General features: G+C 65.6%; 16 protein-coding genes. 12 read left to right on the forward strand and 4 right to left on the reverse strand.

From position 1 onward, the window contains the following. The first annotated feature begins 64 nt into the window (after window positions 1-64). From smc to def, 4 genes are all read left to right on the forward strand, one after another. Window positions 65-3580, forward strand: coding sequence for a chromosome segregation protein SMC (gene smc / locus QCE63_RS07170; RefSeq protein WP_309831897.1), 3516 nt, complete (start codon window positions 65-67; stop codon window positions 3578-3580). Window positions 3581-3768: 188 nt separating this feature from the next. Then, entirely contained in the window at window positions 3769-5022 is a 1254-nt protein-coding gene (locus tag QCE63_RS07175; RefSeq protein WP_309831899.1) for a cell division protein ZipA C-terminal FtsZ-binding domain-containing protein, read from the forward strand. A gap of 225 nt (window positions 5023-5247) precedes the next feature. Next, the gene (gene ligA, locus QCE63_RS07180; protein WP_309831901.1) at window positions 5248-7326 is read left to right on the forward strand and encodes an NAD-dependent DNA ligase LigA; all 2079 of its coding nucleotides are present in this window, start codon (window positions 5248-5250) and stop codon (window positions 7324-7326) included. Continuing rightward, entirely contained in the window at window positions 7323-7856 is a 534-nt protein-coding gene (gene def, locus QCE63_RS07185; protein WP_309831903.1) for a peptide deformylase, read from the forward strand. The genes ligA and def overlap by 4 nt, the downstream gene beginning before the upstream one ends. A gap of 92 nt (window positions 7857-7948) precedes the next feature. Here the strand turns inward: def and QCE63_RS07190 are convergent, their stop codons facing one another. From QCE63_RS07190 to map, 4 genes are all read right to left on the reverse strand, one after another. Continuing rightward, complete coding sequence (locus QCE63_RS07190) at window positions 7949-8185, reverse strand: hypothetical protein (protein ID WP_309831905.1); 237 nt, start codon at window positions 8183-8185, stop codon at window positions 7949-7951. Window positions 8186-8410: 225 nt separating this feature from the next. Next, window positions 8411-10624, reverse strand: coding sequence for a pseudouridine synthase (locus tag QCE63_RS36815; RefSeq protein ID WP_404990087.1), 2214 nt, complete (start codon window positions 10622-10624; stop codon window positions 8411-8413). A gap of 6 nt (window positions 10625-10630) precedes the next feature. After that, window positions 10631-13210, reverse strand: coding sequence for a [protein-PII] uridylyltransferase (locus tag QCE63_RS07205; protein ID WP_309831912.1), 2580 nt, complete (start codon window positions 13208-13210; stop codon window positions 10631-10633). Window positions 13211-13283: 73 nt separating this feature from the next. After that, complete coding sequence (gene map / locus QCE63_RS07210) at window positions 13284-14093, reverse strand: type I methionyl aminopeptidase (RefSeq protein WP_309831914.1); 810 nt, start codon at window positions 14091-14093, stop codon at window positions 13284-13286. Between the two features lie 495 nt (window positions 14094-14588). Between map and rpsB the strand changes: the two genes are divergently transcribed. The 8 genes from rpsB to rseP all read left to right on the forward strand — a co-directional run bounded on the left by rpsB (window position 14589) and on the right by rseP (window position 22281). Continuing rightward, window positions 14589-15341, forward strand: coding sequence for a 30S ribosomal protein S2 (gene rpsB / locus QCE63_RS07215; RefSeq protein WP_309831916.1), 753 nt, complete (start codon window positions 14589-14591; stop codon window positions 15339-15341). 140 nt (window positions 15342-15481) lie between these two features. Further along, window positions 15482-16363, forward strand: coding sequence for a translation elongation factor Ts (gene tsf, locus QCE63_RS07220; RefSeq protein ID WP_309831918.1), 882 nt, complete (start codon window positions 15482-15484; stop codon window positions 16361-16363). Window positions 16364-16618: 255 nt separating this feature from the next. Further along, on the forward strand, window positions 16619-17332 hold the full coding sequence (gene pyrH / locus QCE63_RS07225; protein ID WP_309831920.1) for a UMP kinase: 714 nt from the start codon (window positions 16619-16621) through the stop codon (window positions 17330-17332). A 91-nt stretch (window positions 17333-17423) separates the two neighbouring features. After that, a complete protein-coding gene (frr, locus tag QCE63_RS07230) occupies window positions 17424-17984 on the forward strand; it encodes a ribosome recycling factor (protein WP_309808075.1) in 561 nt (186 codons plus the stop codon). 82 nt (window positions 17985-18066) lie between these two features. Continuing rightward, a complete protein-coding gene (gene uppS, locus QCE63_RS07235) occupies window positions 18067-18849 on the forward strand; it encodes a polyprenyl diphosphate synthase (RefSeq protein WP_309808076.1) in 783 nt (260 codons plus the stop codon). Continuing rightward, complete coding sequence (locus QCE63_RS07240) at window positions 18843-19655, forward strand: phosphatidate cytidylyltransferase (RefSeq protein ID WP_309831923.1); 813 nt, start codon at window positions 18843-18845, stop codon at window positions 19653-19655. Before uppS ends, QCE63_RS07240 begins: the two co-directional genes overlap by 7 nt. 18 nt (window positions 19656-19673) lie before the next feature. Continuing rightward, entirely contained in the window at window positions 19674-20891 is a 1218-nt protein-coding gene (locus QCE63_RS07245; protein WP_309831925.1) for a 1-deoxy-D-xylulose-5-phosphate reductoisomerase, read from the forward strand. Between the two features lie 7 nt (window positions 20892-20898). Beyond that, complete coding sequence (gene rseP / locus QCE63_RS07250; RefSeq protein ID WP_309831927.1) at window positions 20899-22281, forward strand: RIP metalloprotease RseP; 1383 nt, start codon at window positions 20899-20901, stop codon at window positions 22279-22281. Window positions 22282-22313 lie beyond the last annotated feature (32 nt).

Here is a 22313-nt window from a genome sequence, read left to right on the forward strand (position 1 = left end):
GACGGGCCGCACTGCGGCCTGTCTGCCATTCATCCTCCGTCTCATTCAAAACAGCGATATCGCCGTGCGTCTGACCTCGATAAAACTCGCTGGCTTCAAGTCCTTCGTCGATCCCACGCATTTTCAGGTCCCCGGCCAGCTGGTCGGTGTCGTCGGGCCGAATGGCTGTGGCAAGTCCAACATCATCGATGCCGTGCGCTGGGTGCTCGGCGAATCGCGCGCCTCGGAGCTGCGCGGCGAATCGATGCAGGACGTGATCTTCAACGGCTCGACAGCGCGCAAGCCCGGCAGCCGGGCAAGCGTCGAACTCATTTTCGATAACGCCGACGGCCGCGCCGCCGGTCAATGGAGCAGCTACGGCGAGATCGCGGTCAAGCGCGTGCTCACGCGCGACGGCACCTCCAGCTACTACATCAACAACCTGCCGGCGCGCCGCCGCGACATTCAGGACATCTTCCTCGGCACGGGTCTCGGCCCGCGCGCCTACGCGATCATCGGGCAGGGCATGATCTCGCGGATCATCGAGGCCAAGCCGGAAGAACTGCGCGTGTTCCTCGAGGAAGCCGCGGGCGTCTCGAAGTACAAGGAGCGCCGCCGCGAAACCGAGAACCGCCTGCACGACACGCGCGAGAACCTGACGCGCGTCGAGGACATCGTCCGCGAACTGGGCGCCAATCTCGAGAAGCTCGAAGCGCAGGCCGTCGTCGCGACGAAGTACAAGGCATTGCAGGCGGAAGGCGAAGAGAAGCAGCGTCTGCTGTGGCTGTTGCGCAAGAAGGAAGCGGGCAGCGAGGCCGAGCGCCAGCAGCGCGCGATCCGCGAGGCGCAGGTCGAACTCGAAGCCCAGACGGCGCGTCTGCGCGAAGTCGAGGCGCAGCTGGAAACGCTGCGCGTCGCGCACTACAGCGCCAGCGATTCGATGCAGGGCGCACAGGGCGCGCTCTATGAAGCGAATGCCGAAGTGAGCCGGCTGGAAGCGGAGATCCGCTTTATCGTCGAGTCGCGCAACCGGGTGCAGGCGCAGATCGCCGCGCTCACCGCGCAGCGTGAACAATGGCAGGTTCAGGCGCAGAAGGCGCGCGACGAAATCAATACGGCGACCGAAGCACTGGCCGAAGGCGAGGAAAAGGCCGCGATCGCGCAGGAAAACGCCGCCACGAAACACGATGAACTGCCCGCGCTCGAAGCCCGCTGGCGCGATGCGCAGACGCAGTTGAACGAGGAGCGCGCGGGCATCGCGCGGGCGGAGCAGGCGCTCAAGCTCGAAGCCGCGCATCAGCGCAACGCGGACCAGCAACTGCAGCAGTTGCAGCAGCGCCAGGAACGCCTGAAGAACGAGGCGGGCGGTCTCGACGCACCGGATGAAGCGCAGCTCGAAGAGTTGCGCATGCAACTGGCCGAGAACGAAGAGATTCTCGCGGAGGCGCAGGCGCGTCTCACGGACGCGCAGGAAACCGTGCCGCGTCTGGACGCCGAGCGCCGCGCCGCGCAGGAACGCGTGCAGAAGGAAAGCGCGCAGCTTCATCAGCTCGAAGCGCGTCTCGCTGCATTGAAGCAGCTCCAGGAAAGCGTGCAGACCGAAGGCAAGGTCCAGCCCTGGCTCGACAAGCACGAACTCGGCGCGCTGCCGCGTCTGTGGAAGAAGCTGCATGTCGAGGCGGGTTGGGAAGCGGCACTCGAATCCGTGCTGCGCGAACGCCTGGCCGCGCTCGAAGTGTCGAACCTCGACTGGATCAAGGCCTTCGCCACCGACGCGCCGCCGGCCAAGCTCGCGTTCTATTCGCCGCCGGTCGCGGGCAAGCCGGTCGAGACGCCGCAGGGCTTGCGGCCGCTGCTGTCGCTGGTGCGCATCGACGATCCGGGCCTGCGCGCCGTGCTCAACGAATGGCTTGCCACGACCTTCGTCGCCGACGATCTCGCGCAGGCACTGGCCCAGCGTCAGCAATTGCCCGATGGCGGCGCATTCGTCGTGAAGGCGGGACATGTGGTGACGCGCGTGGGCGTGCAGCTCTATGCGTCGGACTCCGAGCAGTCGGGCATGCTCGCGCGGGCGCAGGAAATCGAGAATCTGACGAAACAGGCGCGCGCGCAGGCGCTTTTGTCGGACGAAGCGAAGTCCAACGCCGTGCGTGCCGATGCCGCCCATACGCAGGCCTCGCAGACGCTCGCCGAAGCCCGCGCCGCCGCCGAGCGCGCGACCCAGCGCGTCCATGCGCTGCAACTCGACGTGCTGAAGCTCGCGCAGGCGCATGAGCGCTATACGCAGCGCAACACGCAGATTGGCGAGGAACTGGAAGAGATCGCCGCGCAGGTCGAGGAGCAGCGTGCGTTGCGCGCCGAGTCCGAAGCTGCGTTCGAGCGTCACGACGGCGAGATTGCACAGTTGCAGGCGCGCTTCGAGGACAATCAGCTGGCCTTCGAGGCCTTCGACGAACAGCTCACGGCCGCGCGCCACGAATTGCGCGAGCTGGAACGCGCGGCGAGCGACGCCGGCTTCGCGGTGCGCGGCCTGTCCGCGAAGATCGACGAGTACCGGCGCAACATCGACACCGCGCACGACCAGAGCGAGCAGATCGCGGCCACGCTGGAAGACGCCCGCGCCGAACTCGAGACCATCAACGAGCAGACCGCGCAAACCGGTCTTCACGACGCGCTGGAAGTGCGCGGGGCGCGCGAGGAAGCGCTGCATGCGGCGCGCATCGAACTGGACGACCTGACCGCGCGCCTGCGTCAGTGCGACGAACAGCGTCTGCTGGCGGAGCGCTCGCTGCAACCGCTGCGCGACCGCATCAACGAATTGCAGTTGAAGGAACAGGCGGCGCGCATCAGCGGCGAGCAGTTCGTCGAGCAGTTGCAGGCGGCGGGCGTCGACGAAGCCGAACTCGCACAGAAGCTTGCGCCGGACATGAAGCCGTCGTATCTGCAGGGCGAGGTCACGCGCCTGAACAACGCGATCCTCGCGCTGGGACCGGTCAACATGGCCGCGCTGGAAGAACTGGCCTCGGCGACCGAGCGCAAGCACTTCCTGGACGCTCAATCGGCCGACCTGACCGGCGCCATCAACACGCTGGAAGACGCGATTCAAAAGATCGACCAGGAAACCCGCGCGCTGCTGCAAGGCACGTTCGACGAAGTGAACCGTCACTTCGGCGAACTGTTCCCGCGGCTGTTCGGCGGCGGCCAGGCGCGGCTCATCATGACCGGCGACGAAATCCTCGACGCCGGCGTACAAGTGATGGCGCAGCCGCCCGGCAAGAAGAATTCGACCATTCACTTGCTGTCGGGCGGCGAGAAGGCCTTGACCGCAACCGCGCTCGTGTTCGCAATGTTCCAGCTGAATCCGGCGCCGTTCTGTCTGCTCGACGAAGTGGACGCGCCGCTCGACGACGCCAACACCGAGCGGTTCGCCAACCTGGTGCGCGCGATGGCGGTGAAGACGCAGTTCCTGTTCATCTCGCACAACAAGATTGCGATGGAAATGGCGCAGCAGTTGATCGGCGTGACGATGCAGGAGCAGGGCGTGTCGCGCATCGTTGCGGTGGACATGGAATCGGCGTCGGGTTTCGCGCAGAACGGCTGAAGCGCGCGCGGTTCGCGAAACTGTTTCATTGAGTCATGGGTTAATTGGGCCGGACGATGATCCGGCGGCGTGCGCAAGGGCGCGGAGTGGCGCGCATCGGCCAGGCGGCGGCGACAAGCCGGAACGCGGCGCGATGCGGGCGACAGATCGCGCGGCGCTTCGTAACGTAAAAGAATGATGGAGCCTGCATGGACGAGTTGACACTCGGTTTGATTGGAGCTGGAGCCGTGGTGGTGGGCGGCGTGGTGGTGTACAACGCGTGGCAGAACGCCAAGGTGCGGCGCAAGATGCCGCGCCCGATGCCGGACGAAGCCGCCGACGCCCTCGCGCGCCAGGACACGGACGACGAGCAGCCGTTCATCGAACCGGTGCGCCAACCGCGCCGCGAGCCGGCTGCCGGAGAAGGCGCCGCCGAGCGCGACGCGCGGGTCGAGCCAAGTTTCGGCATGGCGCAGGCTGGGTCGGCGCCGCCGGTTGTGCCTGTTGCTCCGGCTGACACGGCCGTTGATCTCCAGGCCGAAGCGACCGCGGCGAACGGCGCTTCCGACATCTCCGGGGATGAAGCCGACGAAGCACGCGCCGAACCGGTGATGCCCGCCGCGACCACCGTGTCGTCGGCGCTGCCGGCGGTCGTGGATCGCCGTATCGATTGCGTCGTGCCGATCCGTCTCGCCGCGCCGGTCGCGGGCGACCGTGTGATTCCGCTGGCACAGCGTCTGCGCCGCGCGGGCACGAAGCCCGTGACGATCGAAGGCAAGCCCGAGGGCGACAGCACGTGGGAGTTGCCGCGCAGCGGCGGGCGTTATGAGGAACTGCGCGCGGCGGCGCAACTGGCGAATCGCAGCGGGCCGCTGAACGAACTGGAATTTTCAGAGTTCGTGACCGGCGTGCAGCGTCTGGCCGACGCGCTCGACGGCGCGCCCGAATTCCCCGACATGATGGAAACGGTCGGCATGGCGCGCGAGCTGGACGGCTTCGCCGCGCAATGCGACGCGCAACTGTCGATCAACATTCTCTCCGACGGCGCGCCGTGGTCCGCGAACTACGTGCAGGCGGTGGCATCGCAGGACGGCCTGCTGCTGTCGCGCGACGGCACGCGCTTCGTGAAGCTCGACGCCAGGCAGAATCCGGTGTTCATGCTGCTGTTCGGCGACACCAACTTCCTGCGCGACGACCTCACCTACAAGGGCGGCCAGATGATCACGCTGGTGCTTGACGTGCCCGTCGCCGACGAAGACATCCTGCCGTTCCGCCTCATGTGCGATTACGCGAAGTCGTTGTCCGAGCGCATCGGCGCGCGCGTCGTCGACGATCAGCGCCGGCCGCTGCCGGAGTCCGCGCTGCTTGCCATCGAGAAGCAGTTGATGACGCTCTACGCGAAGCTGGAGCAGGCGGGCATGCCGGCCGGATCGCCGGCGACGCGGCGTTTGTTCAGCCAGTAAGCGCGAGGGTTGTACGCGCTGTTCCCGCAGTGAAGATCGCGCCCCGACCGGGGCGCTTTCTTTTGCCTGCTCACCCTCTGCAATCGCGCGTGCAGTAGCGCCCCGGCCGCATCCGCTGGCCGTTGGGCCGACGCCCCGATCGTCCGATCTTCTGCGACAATCGAACGACTGCCTGTCGAGTCGCCATCATCGACAGGCGCGATCGATCTCAATCATTCCACACGCATGTCCGCAAAAACCAAAGCCGAGTCCGCCGCCAGCCGCAAGTCCGGCGCCGCCGTGCCCAGCGCCGATCATCCGGCCGAACGCGCCGCCTGGCTGCGCTCGGAACTGGAGCGCGCGAACTACGCGTATTACGTTCTGGACCAGCCGGACCTGCCCGACGCCGAATACGACACGCTGTTCAAGGAGCTGCAGGGCATCGAGAGCGAGCATCCGGATCTGGTCACGCCGGAGTCGCCCACGCAGCGGGTCGGCGGCGAAGTGGCCGAAGGCTTTACGCCGGTCGTGCACGACGTGCCCATGCTGTCGCTGAACAACGGTTTCGCGGACGAGGACATCGTCGCCTTCGACAAGCGCGTGTCCGACGCGCTGGACCAGGCGCCGGTGGAATATGCCTGCGAACTGAAGTTCGACGGCCTCGCCATTTCGCTGCGCTATGAGGACGGCCGCTTCGTGCAGGCCGCCACGCGCGGCGACGGCGCAACCGGCGAGGACGTCACGGCCAACGTCCGCACCATCCGTTCGATCCCGCTGACGCTGAAGGGCCAGCATGTGCCCAAACGGCTGGACGTGCGTGGCGAAGTGCTGATGTTCAAGCGCGACTTCGAGCGCCTGAACCAGCGGCAGCGCGACGCCGGGCAGCGCGAATTCGCGAACCCGCGCAATGCGGCGGCGGGCGGTCTGCGCCAGCTCGACTCGAAGATGACCGCGCAGCGTTCGCTGTCGTTCTTCGCGTACGGCATCGGCGTGCTGGAAGGCGCGGAGATGCCGGCCACGCATGCCGGCCTGCTCGACTGGTACAAGGACATGGGTTTGCCCGTGAACGCGGAGCGCGCGGTGGTGCACGGCGCGGACGGCCTGCTCGGCTTCTTTCGCAAGGTGGGCGAGAAGCGCGAGAAGCTGGCGTACGACATCGACGGCGTCGTCTACAAGGTTGACCGGCGGGACCAGCAGGACCAGCTGGGCTTCGTGTCGCGCGCACCGCGCTTCGCGCTCGCGCACAAGTTCCCCGCGCAGGAAGCGCTCACGCAACTCGTCGGCATCGACGTGCAGGTCGGCCGGACCGGCGCCATTACGCCGGTTGCGCGGCTCGCGCCAGTGTTCGTCGGCGGCGCGACGGTCACCAATGCCACGCTGCACAACGAGGACGAAGTGCGCCGCAAGGACATCCGCATTGGCGATACCGTCACCGTGCGGCGCGCGGGCGACGTGATTCCCGAGGTCGTCGGGGCTATTCTTGAGCGGCGTCCGGCGGATGCGCGCGAGTTCGTCATGCCCACGGAATGTCCGGTGTGCGGCTCGAAGATCGAGCGCCTGCCCGACGAAGCCATTGCACGCTGCACCGGCGGGCTGTTTTGCCCGGCGCAGCGCAAGCAGGCGTTGTGGCACTTTGCGCAGCGCCGGGCGCTCGACATCGACGGGCTCGGGGAAAAGATCATCGACCAGCTGGTCGAAGAGAATCTCGTGCGCACGCCGGCCGACCTCTTCAACCTCGGCTTCTCGACGCTCGCGGCGCTCGACCGTTTCGCCGACAAATCCGCGCAGAACCTGCTCGACTCGCTGGAGAAAGCGCGCAACACGACACTCGCGCGCTTCATCTATGCGTTGGGGATCCGGCACGTCGGCGAATCGACTGCGAAGGATCTCGCCAAGCACTTCGGGTCGCTGGACCCGATCATCGCGGCGAAAGTTGAAGAGCTGCTCGAAGTCAACGATGTCGGCCCGATCGTGGCCGAGGCCATCCACAACTTCTTCAGCGAGGCGCACAACCAGCACGTGATCGAACAGTTGCGCGCGAAGGTATCGTGGCCCGAAGGTCCGCCCGCGCCGAAGGCGCCACAAGGGGTGCTGGCGGGCAAGACGGTGGTGCTGACGGGCACGCTGCCCACGCTCTCGCGTGAAGAAGCGAAGGAAATGCTGGAGAACGCCGGTGCGAAGGTCGCCGGTTCGGTATCGAAGAAAACCGACTATGTCGTGGCGGGCGCGGAAGCCGGCAGCAAGCTTGCAAAGGCGGAGGAACTCGGCGTTCCGGTGCTCGACGAAGACAGTATGCGCAAGCTCTTGGAAGGAGCCATTCAATGATTCGTGAAATTTTGAAGATGGGCGATCCGCGTTTGTTGCGAATCGCGCAGCCGGTCGAACATTTCGACACGCCGGAACTGCACGCGCTCGTGCAGGACATGTTCGACACGATGCGCGATGCCAACGGGGCGGGGCTGGCCGCGCCGCAGATTGGCGTGGATCTCCAGGTGGTGATCTTCGGCTTCGGGCATAACGAACGTTATCCCGACGCGCCCTCGGTGCCCGAGACGGTGCTGATCAATCCGATCATCACGCCGAACGGGCATGACATGGAGGAGGGCTGGGAAGGGTGTCTGTCCCTGCCGGGGTTGCGCGGCGTGGTGCAGCGCTTTTCGATGATTCGCTATCAGGGCTTCGACCCGTATGGCCACGCCATCGAGCGGCTTGCCGAAGGGTTTCATGCGCGCGTCGTGCAGCACGAGTGCGATCACCTGATCGGCAAGCTGTATCCGATGCGCATCACCGACTTCTCGAAGTTCGGCTTCACGGAAGTGCTGTTCCCCGGTCTCGATCCGGCGCACGACGACTGACGCCGGGCCGGCGGCATGCACGGGCTGCGTGCGCCGCCGGGGCTCGCAGGGACGCTTGACAAAAGGCCGCTTCACACGAAGCGGCCTTTTGTTCAGGCGAGGGTTTTAGGGCTGCCGGAAATGTCCGGCTGACGGAACAACGCGACGTGTTCGGGATTGGCGGTGGCCTGCAGGCGGCCATCCGGCAAGCGTGCGATCACCATTTCACCGACGCCCGGACTCGTCACGACGACTTCGTCGCGCAGGGCAAGCAGGGCTTCGAGACGTCGTCGGCCGCTGACGATTTCGAGGCCGGTTCCCGTTTCCCGCACGATGATTTCAACTGACATGGTCATTCTCCCTCGATGCCGTTCAATGCTGCCGCCGTTCATCCGGCCGGCGTGGCCACGCGCGTCGTGCCCTGGCCTGCCAGATGTATCGGATCGATGATTCATTTTCTTTAACCAAAAAACGGTCAAAAAAGAAAAGGCACGATCCGCAATGGATCGTGCCTTTCTGAGGGGTAAAAGTGGCGTGTATGCGACGCGCCAGACGTGTCCCGATGCGGGTGGCGCTTAGAAGGACTCGTTGGGTCCGAGATAACGCCACTGTCCCGGCGGCAGGTCTCCGAGCACGACGCCGCCCATGCGGATGCGCTTCAGCCCGACGACTTCCAGCCCCACGAGCTCGCACATGCGGCGAATCTGCCGCTTCTTGCCTTCGCGCAGCACGAAGCGCAGTTGCTCGCCGTTTTGCCAGCTGACCTGGGCGGTCTTGAGCGGCACGCCGTCGAGTTCGAGGCCGTGGCGCAGCAGCGCGAGCTGTTCGGCGGGCAGATGCTGGTCGACGTCGACGGTGTGGTCTCCCAGGCGCACCCGCACCAGGTATTCCTTGTCGACTTCCGAATGACCGCCGATCAGTTGCTTCGCGATGCGGCCGTCCTGCGTCAGCACAAGCAGGCCGGTGGAGTCGATGTCGAGCCGTCCGGCCGGCGCGAGCGTGCGCAGGTGACTCGGTACAAAGCGGATCCCGGCGCGATCTTCTTCCCAGCGGTTGGCCGGGTTGATCAGCGTGACGGCCGGCTCGTAGCCGTCTTCCGCCTGACCCGACACATAGCCGACCGGCTTGTGCAGCAGGATGGTCACCAGTTGCGATTGCGCCGAACGCGCGGCGGGCAGCACATCGATTTCCTGCGTCGGACGGATGCGCGTGCCGAGGGTGTCGATCACTTCGCCATCGACGAGCACCCAGCCTTTCTCGATCCACTCGTCGGCTTCGCGGCGCGAGCAGAGACCGAGTTCCGACATGACTTTCGAGAGACGCACGAGGCCGTCGTGGTGGTCGTGATCGCGGGGCTTCGGTGCGGATTCGGAGGCGGACGGCTGGCGCGTGTCGGCGTGGCTTGCGCGCGCGGGTCCGCGGCTTTCCGCGTGCTTGCGAGGAGCTGGGCCGGAGCGCGCGTCGTCACCGAATGATTTGCGCGGGGTGCGTTCGCGGTCGCCAAAAGACGGGCGCGTGTCGTCGCCACGCGGCTTGAACGGGCGACGCTCGTCACCGCTTGAAGGACGCTCGCCGCGTGCGGTCGGGCGACCTTCGAAGGACTTGCGCGGACCGCGCTCGCGGTCGCCGAACGACGGACGTGTGTCGTCACCACGCGCGGGCGGCCGACCTTCGAACGACTTGCGCGGACCACGGTCACGATCACCAAACGGCGGACGCGAATCATCGCCACGCGGCTTGAACGGGCGGCGCTCGTCACCGCCGTCAGAACGCTCGCCACGCGCGGGCGGGCGGCCTTCGAACGACTTGCGCGGACCACGGTCACGATCACCAAACGGCGGACGCGAATCGTCGCCACGCGGCTTGAACGGGCGACGCTCGTCACCGCCCTCAGAACGCTCGCCACGCGCAGGCGGGCGGCCTTCGAACGACTTGCGCGGACCACGGTCACGATCGCCAAACGGCGGACGCGAATCGTCGCCACGCGGCTTGAACGGGCGACGCTCGTCACCGCCCTCAGAACGCTCGCCACGCGCGGGCGGCCGACCTTCGAACGACTTGCGCGGGCCACGGTCACGATCACCAAACGGCGGACGCGAATCGTCGCCACGCGGCTTGAACGGGCGGCGCTCGTCACCGCCCGCAGCACGCTCGCCACGCGCAGGCGGCCGACCTTCGAACGACTTGCGCGGACCACGGTCGCGATCACCAAACGGCGGACGCGAATCATCGCCACGCGGCTTGAACGGGCGGCGCTCGTCACCGCCGTCAGAACGCTCGCCACGCGCGGGCGGCCGACCTTCGAACGACTTGCGCGGACCACGGTCACGGTCACCAAACGGCGGACGCGAATCGTCGCCACGCGGCTTGAATGGACGACGCTCGTCACCGCCGTCAGAACGCTCGCCACGCGCAGGCGGCCGACCTTCGAACGACTTGCGCGGACCACGGTCGCGATCACCAAACGGCGGACGCGAATCGTCGCCACGTGGCTTGAATGGGCGACGCTCGTCACCGCCCGCAGCACGCTCGCCACGCGCGGGCGGCCGACCTTCGAACGACTTGCGCGGACCACGGTCACGATCACCAAACGGTGGACGCGAATCGTCGCCACGCGGCTTGAACGGACGACGCTCATCGCCGCTCGCAGCACGTTCGCCACGTGCCGGCCGCGCTTCGTCCGGCGCAGCGGGCCGCGCAGGCTTGCGCCCGGTGGAGGTGCCGGTCCGGACCGGCGAACGCGTCGACGAAGTCGGACGCGGATGTTTGGCTGTCAGTTTGACGCGCATAAAGTCTCAGGCTGCGATCGCGCGCAGCAGTTCGGTTTCGACCTGGATCTGGGTGCGGTTGTTCGACAGGCTCTTGCCGTCGATCAGGAACACGTCCTCGACGCGTTCGCCGAGCGTATTGATCCGCGCCGCCTGCACGCCGATCCGGTGTTGCGCGAGCACCCGCGCGATCGAATAAAGAAGGCCCTGCCGGTCGTTGGCGGACACGGACAGGATGTAGTACTGGCCGCGGTCGTCGGGACGCAGGTCCACGCGCGGCGTGATCGGAAACGTCCGCACGAGCCGCGAGACGCGGCCCTTCGACGGTTCCGGAAGAATGCGCTCGTCGGTCAGCAGCGTGCTCAGTTGCTGCTCGACGAGATTCGCGATGTCGCGATAACTGCCGTCATGCTCGGGATGCGCGACCAGGAAGTTATCGAGCGCGTAGCCATGGCGCGTCGTCGTGATGCGGGCATCGAGCACGGACAGGCCATTGCGGTCGAAATACCCGCAGATGCCGGCGAACAGATCCGGCCGATCCTGTACATACACGAGCACCTGCAACGCCGCGCCGATCGGCGAGGGCCGGGCGCGCACGATGGGCCGGTCGCTTTCGACGTGCCGGTAGAGCACACGCGTCTGCCAGGCGATATCGGCGGGATCGTGGCGCAGGAAATAGCCGACGTCGAGCTGATCCCACAGCCGCTTCTGCGCGCCTTCCGGGACGGTTTCGAGCCGCAGCAGCGCGAGCGCCGCTTCCTGGCGCGACTTCAGTTCCGAGTGCGCATCCGGCTCGGCGCCGCCGAGCACGGCTTGCGTGGCGCGGAACAGATCCTCGAGCAGCTTGCCCTTCCAGTTGTTCCAGACTTTCGGGCTGGTGCCGCGAATATCGGCGACGGTCAGCAGATAGAGCGCCGTCAGGCGCCGCTCGGTGCGCACGACCGAGGCGAACTGCTTGATGACCTCGGGATCGCTCGTGTCCTGTTTCTGCGCGACCTGGCTCATGGTCAAATGCTGCTGCACGAGCCACACAACGAGGTCCGTGTCTTCCTGGCCGAGCTCGTGTTCGCGGCAGAAGCGGCGGGCGTCGGCCATGCCGAGCGTCGAATGATCGCCGCCGCGCCCCTTGGCGATGTCGTGGAACAGCGCCGCGACATACAGCACCCACGGGCGCTCGAAGTTGCCCATCAGCTGACTGCAGAACGGATACTCGTGCGCGTGTTCCGCGATCGCGAAGCGGCGCAGATTGCGCAGCACCATCAGGATGTGCTGGTCGACGGTATAGACGTGATACAGGTCATGCTGCATCTGTCCGACGATGCGCCGGAAGTTGATCAGATAACGCCCCAGCACGCTGGTCTGGTTCATCAGGCGGAACGCGTGCGTGATGCCTTCGGGCTGCTTCAGGATCTCCATGAACAGCCGGCGGTTGTCCGGGTCGCGGCGCCATGCGCGGTCCATCAGGTCGCGGGCGTTGTAGATCGCCCGCAGCGTGCGCGCCGAAAAGCCCTTCACGCCGCGCGTCTGCTCGTACAGCAGGAAGGCTTCGAGAATGGCGTGCGGTTCGTGCTCGAAGACATCGTCGCGGGCGATTTCCAGCATGCCCTGTTTCTCGACGAAGCGGCTGTTGAGCACCCGCGTGATGCCGCTCGTCGACGGAAACAGCTGCGCCTCGACGTTCTGGATCAGGATCGTCGCCAGTTGCGTCACGGCTTTCGCGGCCCAGTAATAGCGGCGCATCAACTGCTCGCTCGCGCGCTTGGCGGCGGTCGCCTCGAAACCGAAACTCTCGGCGAGCGGCGTTTGCAGATCGAAGACCAGGATGTCCTGGCGGCGTTTCGCGATCACGTGCAGCCGTGCCCGCAGCGCCTTCAGGAAACCTTCGTTGCGGCGCAGTTCGCGCGCTTCGCGCTCGGTGATGAGGCCGCGCGTGTCAAGTTCGCGCCAGTTGCTGCCGAAGCCCGCCGCGCGCGCGATCCACAGGATCAGTTGCAGGTCGCGCAGGCCGCCAGGGCTTTCCTTGATGTTCGGTTCGAGGCTGTACGGCGTGTCCTGGAACTTCGCATGACGCTGGCGCATTTCGAGCACCTTCGCCTGGAAGAACGCGCGCGGATCGAGTGTCTCGTGATAGCGCTCCGAGAAGCGCTGATACAGGCGCGTGTTGCCGCAGATGCGCCGTGCCTCGAGCAGCGAGGTCTGCACGGTGATGTCGTTGGCGGCCTCCGCGATGCACTGCTCGACCGAACGCACGCTGCTGCCGATGTCGAGCCCCAGATCCCACGCCATGCCAATGAAACGTTCGATCCGGCCGTTGAGTTCGGTGTCAGTGTCGGAGGTGCTGTCCGGCAGCAGGACCAGAATATCGACGTCGGAAAACGGCGCGAGCTCGCCGCGTCCATAGCCGCCCACCGCGACGAGCGCCGCGTTTTCGGGCATTGCGCAGGCGTGCCAGGCGCCCTTGAGGGCGTCGTCGGTGGCGCGCGCGAGCGCGTGCATCAGCGGCTCGACGTTCGAGGTCGTCTGGAAGCGCTCGACGAGTACGGCCTTCGCGGCCTTGTAGGCGGCGCGCAGGGTTTCACAGGGCGTGGCGACGGCGATGACGCTCATGGCTCGGATCGGCGGGCGGGAGAGGGGGCGGCGCCGCGCGGTTGCGGCGCGCGCCGGAGAGAGTGGAACGCGTTCAGGCGGTGGCCGCGATCAGTTGCGACGGCGCCTGCGTGCCCGCCGAAACGGTCAGCACGTCATAACCGGTGGGCGTCACGAGCACGGTGTGCTCCCATTGCGCGGACAGGCTGCGGTCGCGCGTCTTGACGGTCCACTGGTCGGGCATCGTGCGGATTTCGCGGCGGCCGGCGTTGATCATCGGCTCGACGGTGAAAATCATGCCCGCCTGGAGTTCGATGCCCGTGCCGGGACGGCCGTAATGCAGCACTTGCGGCTCTTCGTGGAAGACCTGGCCGATGCCGTGGCCGCAGTATTCGCGCACGACACTATAGCCTTGCGACTCGGCGTGCTTCTGAATCGCTGCGCCGATGTCGCCGAGATGCGCGCCGGGGCGTACCTGGTCGATGCCGAGCCACATGCAGTCGAAGGTCGTCTGGACGAGGCGTTTCGCGAGGATCGAGCCCTCGCCGACGATGAACATCCGGCTCGTGTCGCCGAAGTAGCCGTTCTTGATGACCGTGATGTCAATATTGAGCGCATCGCCGTTCTTGAGCACCTTTTCGCCCGGAATGCCATGACAGATCACGTCGTTGACGGAGATGCAGGTGGCCTTCGGGTAGGGCGGGTAGCCGGGCGGCTGATAGTTGAGCGGCGCGGGAACGGTGCCTTGCTCCTTCAGCATGTACTCGTGGCACAGGCGGTCGAGTTCCTCGGTCGTCACGCCGGGCGCGATGTGCGGCGTGATGAAGTCGAGCACTTCGCTGGCGAGCCGGCAGGCGACGCGCATCTGCGCGATATCGTGGTCGTTTTTCAGCGTAATGGACATGACTTGGCTCGAAAGGACGCGAGTGTGCGTGAGGTATGCGAGTAATGGCTGGCGTTCGCGGATGTCTTACGCGTTCTGAAGGAACGTTATTAAGCAATCCAGGCGGCAGTGAGCCGCCAACGCGGCATTATCGCACCTTAGGAAATGTGCCGCACCCTGATACTTTGGGACAGATGGGGCGGCGGCAAGGCGTCGGGGGCGCGCCGCCATGGCTTCGGCACCTGACTTTGCGCCTGACAGGCGGCTTGAGCCGAATAATCCTCACATGCTATACTCACGGGCTAAGTCTTGATCTACATCCACAGTGTCGTCACGGTTCGCCGGGACAATCTCCGTGGTAGTCCAACGACCAAGGCTTGGAAGTCATCAAGTAATCATCAAGTCGAATCGCAAGCCGGCGCACCCAGGGTGTCCGGCGTCCGCCAGGCGAATGTTCGCCAAACCGGGCGCAGGATGCGGCAGCCGGCTTAAGACCCAACCCTCGCGGAGAATTTCATGGCAGTCACGATGCGTCAAATGCTGGAAGCCGGTGTCCACTTCGGTCACCAAACCCGCTTCTGGAACCCGAAGATGGCCCCTTTCATCTTCGGTCATCGCAACAAGATTCACATCATCAACCTCGAAAAGACCCTGCCGCTGTACAACGACGCGCTGAAGTACGTGCGTCAGTTGGCAGCCAACCGCGGCACGATCCTTTTCGTCGGCACGAAGCGCCAGTCGCGCGACACCATCGCCCAGGAAGCAGCACGCGCCGGCATGCCGTTCGTCAATGCGCGCTGGCTCGGCGGCATGATGACCAACTTCAAGACCCTGAAAGTGTCGATCAAGCGCCTGAAGGACATGGAAGCGGCGCTGGAATCGGGTGAAACCGAGCGCATGAGCAAGAAGGAAGCCCTTCTGTTCGAACGCGAAATGGCCAAGCTGCAAAAGTCGATCGGTGGCGTGAAGGACATGGGCGGCATTCCTGACGCCATGTTCGTCATCGACGTCGGCTACCACAAGATTGCCGTGACCGAAGCCAAGAAGCTCGGCATTCCGGTCATCGCCGTGGTCGACACGAACCACTCGCCGGAAGGCATCGACTACGTGATCCCGGGTAACGACGACGCGTCGAAGGCCGTGGCGCTGTACGCCGAAGGCGTGGCCGACGCGATCCTCGAAGGCCGCGCGAACGCGGTCAACGACGTGGTCCAGGCTGTGCGCGGTGGCGAAGGCGACGAGTTCGTCGAGGTCAACGAACAGGCGTAATCGAGCCCTGTGGCCGACAAAAAAGGGGGCTTTGCGAAAGGCCCCTTTTTTTTAGCCGAAGCGCTGGACATCCCTATTTTCCTGTCGTGGGCGAGCCGTAAGGCCCGCGGCACGTATCAAACAGACTCAAGGAGCGAATGATGGCGGCAATTACCGCAAGCATGGTGGCAGAACTGCGCGCGAAGACCGACGCGCCCATGATGGAATGCAAGAAGGCGCTGACGGAAGCCGACGGCGACATGGCGCGCGCTGAAGAGCTGCTGCGCGTGAAGCTCGGCAACAAGGCGAGCAAGGCGGCATCGCGCGTGACGGCTGAAGGCATTGTCTCGGCGTTCGTGGACGGCAATGTCGGCGCACTGGTCGAGCTGAACTGCGAAACCGACTTCGTCGCGAAGAACGACGATTTCCTGGCCTTCGGCAAGACCATCGCCGAACTGGTTGCCCGCAACAACCCGGCCGACGTGGCCGCGCTGTCGGCGCTGCCGCTCGAAAGCTCGACGGTCGACGCCGTGCGCCTCGCGCTGGTCGGCAAGATCGGCGAAAACCTGTCGATCCGCCGTTTCGTGCGTTTTGAATCCGCCAACAAGATTGCTTCGTACCTGCATGGCACGCGTATCGGCGTGCTGGTCGACTTCACGGGCGCCGACGAGCAAGTGGGCAAGGACGTCGCCATGCACGTCGCTGCAATGAAGCCGGTCTCGCTGTCGTCGGACGAAGTGCCGGCCGACCTGATCGCCAAGGAACGCAGCATCGCCGAGCAGAAGGCCGCGGAATCGGGCAAGCCGGCTGAAATCGTCGCGAAGATGGTCGACGGTTCGGTGCAGAAGTACCTGAAGGAAGTCTCGCTGCTGAACCAGCCGTTCGTGAAGAACGACAAGCAGACCATCGAGCAGATGCTGAAGGCCGGCAACGCGTCGGTGCAGAAGTTCGCGCTGTTCGTGGTGGGCGAGGGCATCGAGAAGCGCCAGGACGACTTCGCTGCGGAAGTCGCGGCACAGGTCGCGGCAGCCAAGCAGTCGTAAGGTATTGCTTCAAGGCGCTGCTAAGGAGCGTCTGCTGAAATAGCGCGGCCGTGCGTCGCGCTGGCTGGTCCGGCGGCGGGCGCACCGCCGCCCGCATTCAGCGATCCGGTTCGCCTCATGCAGCGGGCGCGGCAGACCAGGGTTAACCCTTGTTTTCCGCGCCCGCGGCCCGATCCGTCCCGCTTGCAGTAAATATTGTTTCACCCCTACAGTTCTACGTTGTTGCAACCCTCCTCGGCGCGATCGGAACCTCATATGCCCACAGCCTACAAACGCGTACTCCTCAAACTCTCCGGCGAAGCCCTGATGGGCGACGATGCCTTCGGCATCAATCGGGCAACAATCGAAAGGACGGTGGCGGACATCGCGGAAGTAGTGCGGATCGGGACCCAGCTGGCGGTGGTCATTGGCGGCGGCAACATCTTCCGCGGCGTCGCGGGCGGCGCCGCCGGCATGGACCGCGCCACGGCCGACTACATGGGCATGCTCGCGACCATGATGAACGCACTGGCGCTGCAGGACGCCATGCGCCACGCCGGCATCGAGGCGCGCGTGCAGTCCGCGCTGCGCATGGACCAGGTGGTCGAGCCGTACATCCGTCCGCGCGCCATCCGCCAGCTCGAAGAAGGCCGGGTGGTGATCTTCGCGGCCGGCACGGGCAATCCGTTCTTCACGACGGACACGGCAGCGGCGCTGCGCGGTTCGGAAGTCGGCGCCGAAGTGGTGCTGAAAGCCACCAAGGTCGATGGCGTATACTCCGCCGACCCGAAGAAGGATCCGCACGCAACGCGCTACAGCACGATCAGCTTCGACGAAGCCATCGGCAAGAATTTGCAGGTGATGGACGCAACCGCCTTCGCGCTGTGCCGCGACCAGAAGCTGCCGATCCGCGTGTTCTCGATCACGAAGCCCGGCGCCCTCAAGCGCATCGTGCAGGGCGACGACGAAGGGACGCTCGTCCACGTGTAAACTCTCGCAATATCGGGCGCGGCGCGCGGTGGCTCAGTCCCTGCGCGCCAGGCGCCGCTATTGCAGGTAAAACTCAGGTTTGGAGGTTCAAATGAGTGTGGCTGACATCAAAAAGGGCGTCGACCAGAAGATGCAACGGTCGATCGAGGCATTCAAGGCCGATCTCGCGAAGATCCGTACGGGCCGTGCCCATACTGGCCTGCTCGACCATATCCAGGTCGACTACTACGGCTCGAACGTGCCCATCTCGCAAGTCGCGAACATGACGCTCGTCGATGCCCGCACCATCGGCGTTCAGCCTTGGGAAAAGAAGATGGTGCCGGTGGTCGAGAAGGCGATCCGCGAATCGGATCTCGGGCTGAATCCGGCGACGCAGGGCGACCTGATCCGCGTGCCGATGCCCGCGCTGACCGAAGAACGCCGCCGCGAGCTGACGAAGGTCGTCAAGAGCGAAGGCGAAACCGCCAAGGTTGCGGTGCGCAACCTGCGCCGCGACGCGAACGACCAGCTCAAGAAGCTCGTGAAGGACAAGGAAATCTCCGAAGACGACGAGCGCCGCGCCAGCGACGAAGTCCAGAAGTTCACGGACAAGTTCGTCGCTGAAATCGACAAGCTCGTGCAGACCAAAGAAGCGGAAATCATGACGGTGTGAGGCTGCAGGAACGGTTCCGCCGGCCTCGGCGCCTTACATTGAGGCCGGCTCTCACTCCTTCAGATTTCAAGATTCAGCGGCCATGACCTATACCAGCTCTACCGTTACCGTGCCCGATGTCGCAGCCGTACCGCGTCACGTCGCGATCATCATGGACGGCAACGGCCGTTGGGCGACCGAGCGGCGCCTGCCGCGCGTCGCCGGTCACACGCGCGGCGTCGATGCGGTCCGCGCGACCGTCGAAAGCTGCGCGCTGCGCGGCGTCGAATTCGTCACGCTGTTTGCGTTCAGTTCCGAGAACTGGCGCCGTCCGACCGACGAAGTCTCCTTCCTGATGCGTCTTTTCGTGACCGCGCTGGAGCGCGAGATCGGCAAGCTGCACGCGAACGGCATCCGTCTGCGCGTCGTCGGCGACACGTCGATGTTCAACGACCGTATCCGCGCGCTGATCCAGCGCGCCGAGACCAAGACGGCCCGCAACACCCGCCTCACGCTGACCATCGCCGCCAATTACGGCGGGCGCTGGGACATCATGCAGGCCACCAAGAAGCTCATTGCCGAATCGCTGGAGAGCGGCGTGCCCGCCCGCGTGGACGACGAATCGTTCGCCCAGCATCTCGCCATGGCGTATGCGCCGGAGCCGGACCTGTTCATCCGCACCGGCGGCGAGCAGCGCATCAGCAACTTCCTGCTGTGGCAGCTCGCCTACACCGAGTTCCACTTCACCGATACCTACTGGCCCGATTTCGACGCCGCCGCGCTCGACCGCGCCATCGCCTCGTATGGCGGCCGCGAGCGCCGTTTCGGGCGCACCAGCGCGCAGGTCGAATCCCAATCGCAGAAGGCCGACACCCTTTCATGCTAAAGACCCGTGTCATCACGGCAATCGTTCTGCTGGCCATTCTCGTGCCGGTCACGCTGTACGCGCCGATCGGCGGGTTCGCGGCGCTGATCGGGTTCGTCGTGGTGTTCGCGGCGTGGGAATGGGGGCGTCTGCTCAAGCTGAACGGCGCCGGGCCGGTGGCCTACGCGCTGGTCGCGGGTGTCGCGCTCATTTTCAGCGCCTGGCTTGGCGTGGCGGGCAAGCCGCTGTATCAGATGGCGGCCATCTTCTGGGTGCTCGCCGGGCCCTACGCGCTGATCCGCAAGCCCGCGCTGGCCGCCGGCGCGTGGCGCGCATTCCTGCTGTTTGCCGGCATTGTCGTGTTCATCGCCTGCTGGCACGCCGTCGTCGATGCCCGACTCCGCGGCGTGGCCTTCGTGCTATCGCTTCTGCTAGTAGTCTGGCTGGCTGACATAGGCGCATACTTCGCCGGCAAAGCCATCGGCCGGCACAAGCTCGCCCCGTCGATCAGCCCGGGCAAGACCTGGGAAGGCGCCATCGGCGGCTGGCTGGCCGTCATCGTCATCGGCGCGCTCGCCTCCGCCACCGGTTTTTACGCACCCACCGTATTCACGGCCTTCGCGGAGCGCCTCGGCTGGGACCGCGCGTTCGTCGCGCTCAGCGTGCTGGTCGCGTTCAGCGTGATCGGCGACCTGTTCGAGTCGCTCCTGAAGCGCCAGGCCGGCGTCAAGGATTCGAGCGGCCTGTTGCCAGGTCACGGCGGCGTGCTCGACCGCATCGACGCATTGTTGCCTGTTCTGCCGATCGCATTGCTCATGCTCGGCTAATCGGCTAGAGAAGAATTCATGCAAAAACGTCTCACATTGCTCGGCTCCACGGGCTCGGTCGGCGATAGCACGCTCGACGTCGTGGCGCGGCACCCGGACCGCTTCTCGGTCCACGCGCTCACCGCGCACCGCAACGGCGACAAGCTCATCGCGCAGTGCCTCCGGTTCCAGCCCGAAGTAGCGGTCGTCGGCGACGCCGACACGGCCGCGCGCGTGGCGTCCGCCTTGCGCGCCGAGGGCTGCAGGACCGAGGTCACGCACGGCCCCGAGGCGCTGGTGGAAGTGGCCCGCGCGTCGCAGTGCGACACCGTGGTCGCGGCGATCGTCGGCGCGGCGGGCCTCGCGCCCACGCTCGCGGCGGCGCGCGCCGGCAAGCGCATCCTGCTGGCCAACAAGGAAGCGCTGGTGATGTCCGGTCAGATCTTCATGGATGCCGTGCGCGACAACGGCGCCATCCTGTTGCCGGTGGACAGCGAGCACAACGCCGTGTTCCAGTGCCTGCCGCCCTGCGCGGACAAGGAAGCGAAGCTGCATGGCGGCGTGTCGAAGATCATCCTGACGGCGTCGGGCGGTCCGTTCCGTACGCGCGAGCCCGCGACGCTCGTCAACGTGACGCCGGAAGAGGCCGTCAAGCATCCGAACTGGGCGATGGGCCGCAAGATTTCCGTCGATTCGGCGACGATGATGAACAAGGGCCTCGAAGTGATCGAGGCGCACTGGCTGTTCAACCTGCCCGGCTCGCGCATCGAGGTGCTGATTCACCCGCAGAGCGTGATCCATTCCATGGTGTCCTACGCCGACGGCTCGGTGCTCGCGCAGCTTGGCAATCCGGACATGCGCACGCCGATCGCGCACGCGCTGGCGTATCCTGACCGGGTCGATTCGGGCGTCATGCCGCTCGATCTGGCGCAGATCGCCACGCTCACGTTCGAAAAGCCCGATTTCAAGCGTTTCCCGTGTCTCGCGCTGGCTATCGAGGCACTGGAGGCGGGCGGCATCGCCAGCGCCGCGCTCAACGCGGCGAACGAGATCGCCGTGGAAGCGTTCCTCGAGCGCCGCATCGGCTTCATGGCGATCGGCGAGGTCGTGGAGCGCGTGTTGAACGCGCTGCCGAACACGAGCGCCGCGTCGCTCGACGACGTCCTCGCCGCCGATGAGACCGCGCGCCGGCTCGCCTCCGGTTTCGTCGCAGCGCTCACTGCGAGCGCGCCGGGCGCCGAACCCATCGCCCATTGAGGCCGTCATGAACTTTCTGACCGAAATCGTCGCCTTCGTCGTCGCGATTGGCGTGCTTGTCGTCGTCCACGAATTCGGTCACTACAGCGTCGCGCGATGGTGCGGCGTCAAGGTGCTGCGTTTCTCGGTCGGTTTCGGCAAGCCGCTGGTGCAGTGGACCAGCAAGAAGACCGGCGTCGAATGGACCATCGCCGCGCTGCCGCTGGGCGGCTACGTGAAGATGCTCGACGAGCGCGAGGTCGATCCCGACAGCGGCACGAAGATTCCCTCCGAAGACCTGCCGCGCGCGTTCAACCGGCAGAGCGTCGTCAAGCGCATCGCGATCGTCGCGGCGGGCCCGATCGCCAACTTCCTGCTGGCCATCGCGCTGTTCTCCGCGGTGTTCGCGGCCGGCGTGACCGAACCCGCGGCCATCGTTTCGCAACCGGCGCCCGACACCGCCGCCGCGCGCGCGGGCTTCGAGGGCGGCGAGACGGTGCTCGCGATGCGCGATGCCTCGGGCGGCGAAACTCACACGATCCGCTCCTGGTCCGACCTGCGCTGGAAGCTGCTCGACGCCGCGTTCGATCATCGCCGCGTGGTGCTCTCGGCGAAAACGAAGGACGGCACCTTCGACTTCCCGGTGAGCGTCACGGGCATCACCGACGCCGACGCCGATCAGGATTTCATGGACAAGCTCGGCTTCACGCCGGGCGGCGGCACGCTGACCGTGGCGGCCGTGGAAGCGGGCAGCGCGGCGCAGAAGAGCGGGCTCAAGGCCGGCGACACGCTGCGCACCATCGACGGCCGCACGGTCGACAACGCCACCAGCTTCATCGATTACGTGAAGGCGCATGGCGGCAAGCCGGTGACGCTCGGCATCGAGCGCAACGGCAAGCCTGATGCCGTGCAGATCACGCCGGACCTCAAGCACGACGCGACGACCGGCAAGGAAATCGGCCGGATCGGCGCGGCGCTCGGCAATGTGCTGCCTTCGGTCAAGGTGCGCTACGGGCCCATCGAAAGCCTGCGTCTGGGCGTGAACCGCACCTGGGACATCAGCGCGTACTCGCTGCGCATGTTCGGGCGGATGATTGTCGGCGAGGCGTCGCTCAAGAATCTGTCGGGACCGGTCACCATCGCGGACTATGCGGGCAAGAGCGCGAGGCTGGGTGTGTCGGCGTTTTTGTCGTTTCTGGCGCTCGTCAGCATCAGCCTTGGAGTGTTGAACTTGTTACCGATTCCGGTATTGGACGGTGGGCATCTGTTATATTACTTCGTTGAGGCTGTCACCGGCAAAGCCGTATCCGATCGCTGGCAGCTGGTTCTGCAAAGGGCGGGCCTGGTTTGCATCGTCGCGCTCTCGATGATTGCGCTGTTCAACGACCTCGCTCGTCTGATTCGTTTCTGATCCACTTTGACAATTTCTGGCGGCGTCGCTCG

The sequence above is a fragment of the Caballeronia sp. LZ065 genome (genome assembly GCF_031450975.1).
Classification (GTDB): Bacteria; Pseudomonadota; Gammaproteobacteria; order Burkholderiales; family Burkholderiaceae; genus Caballeronia.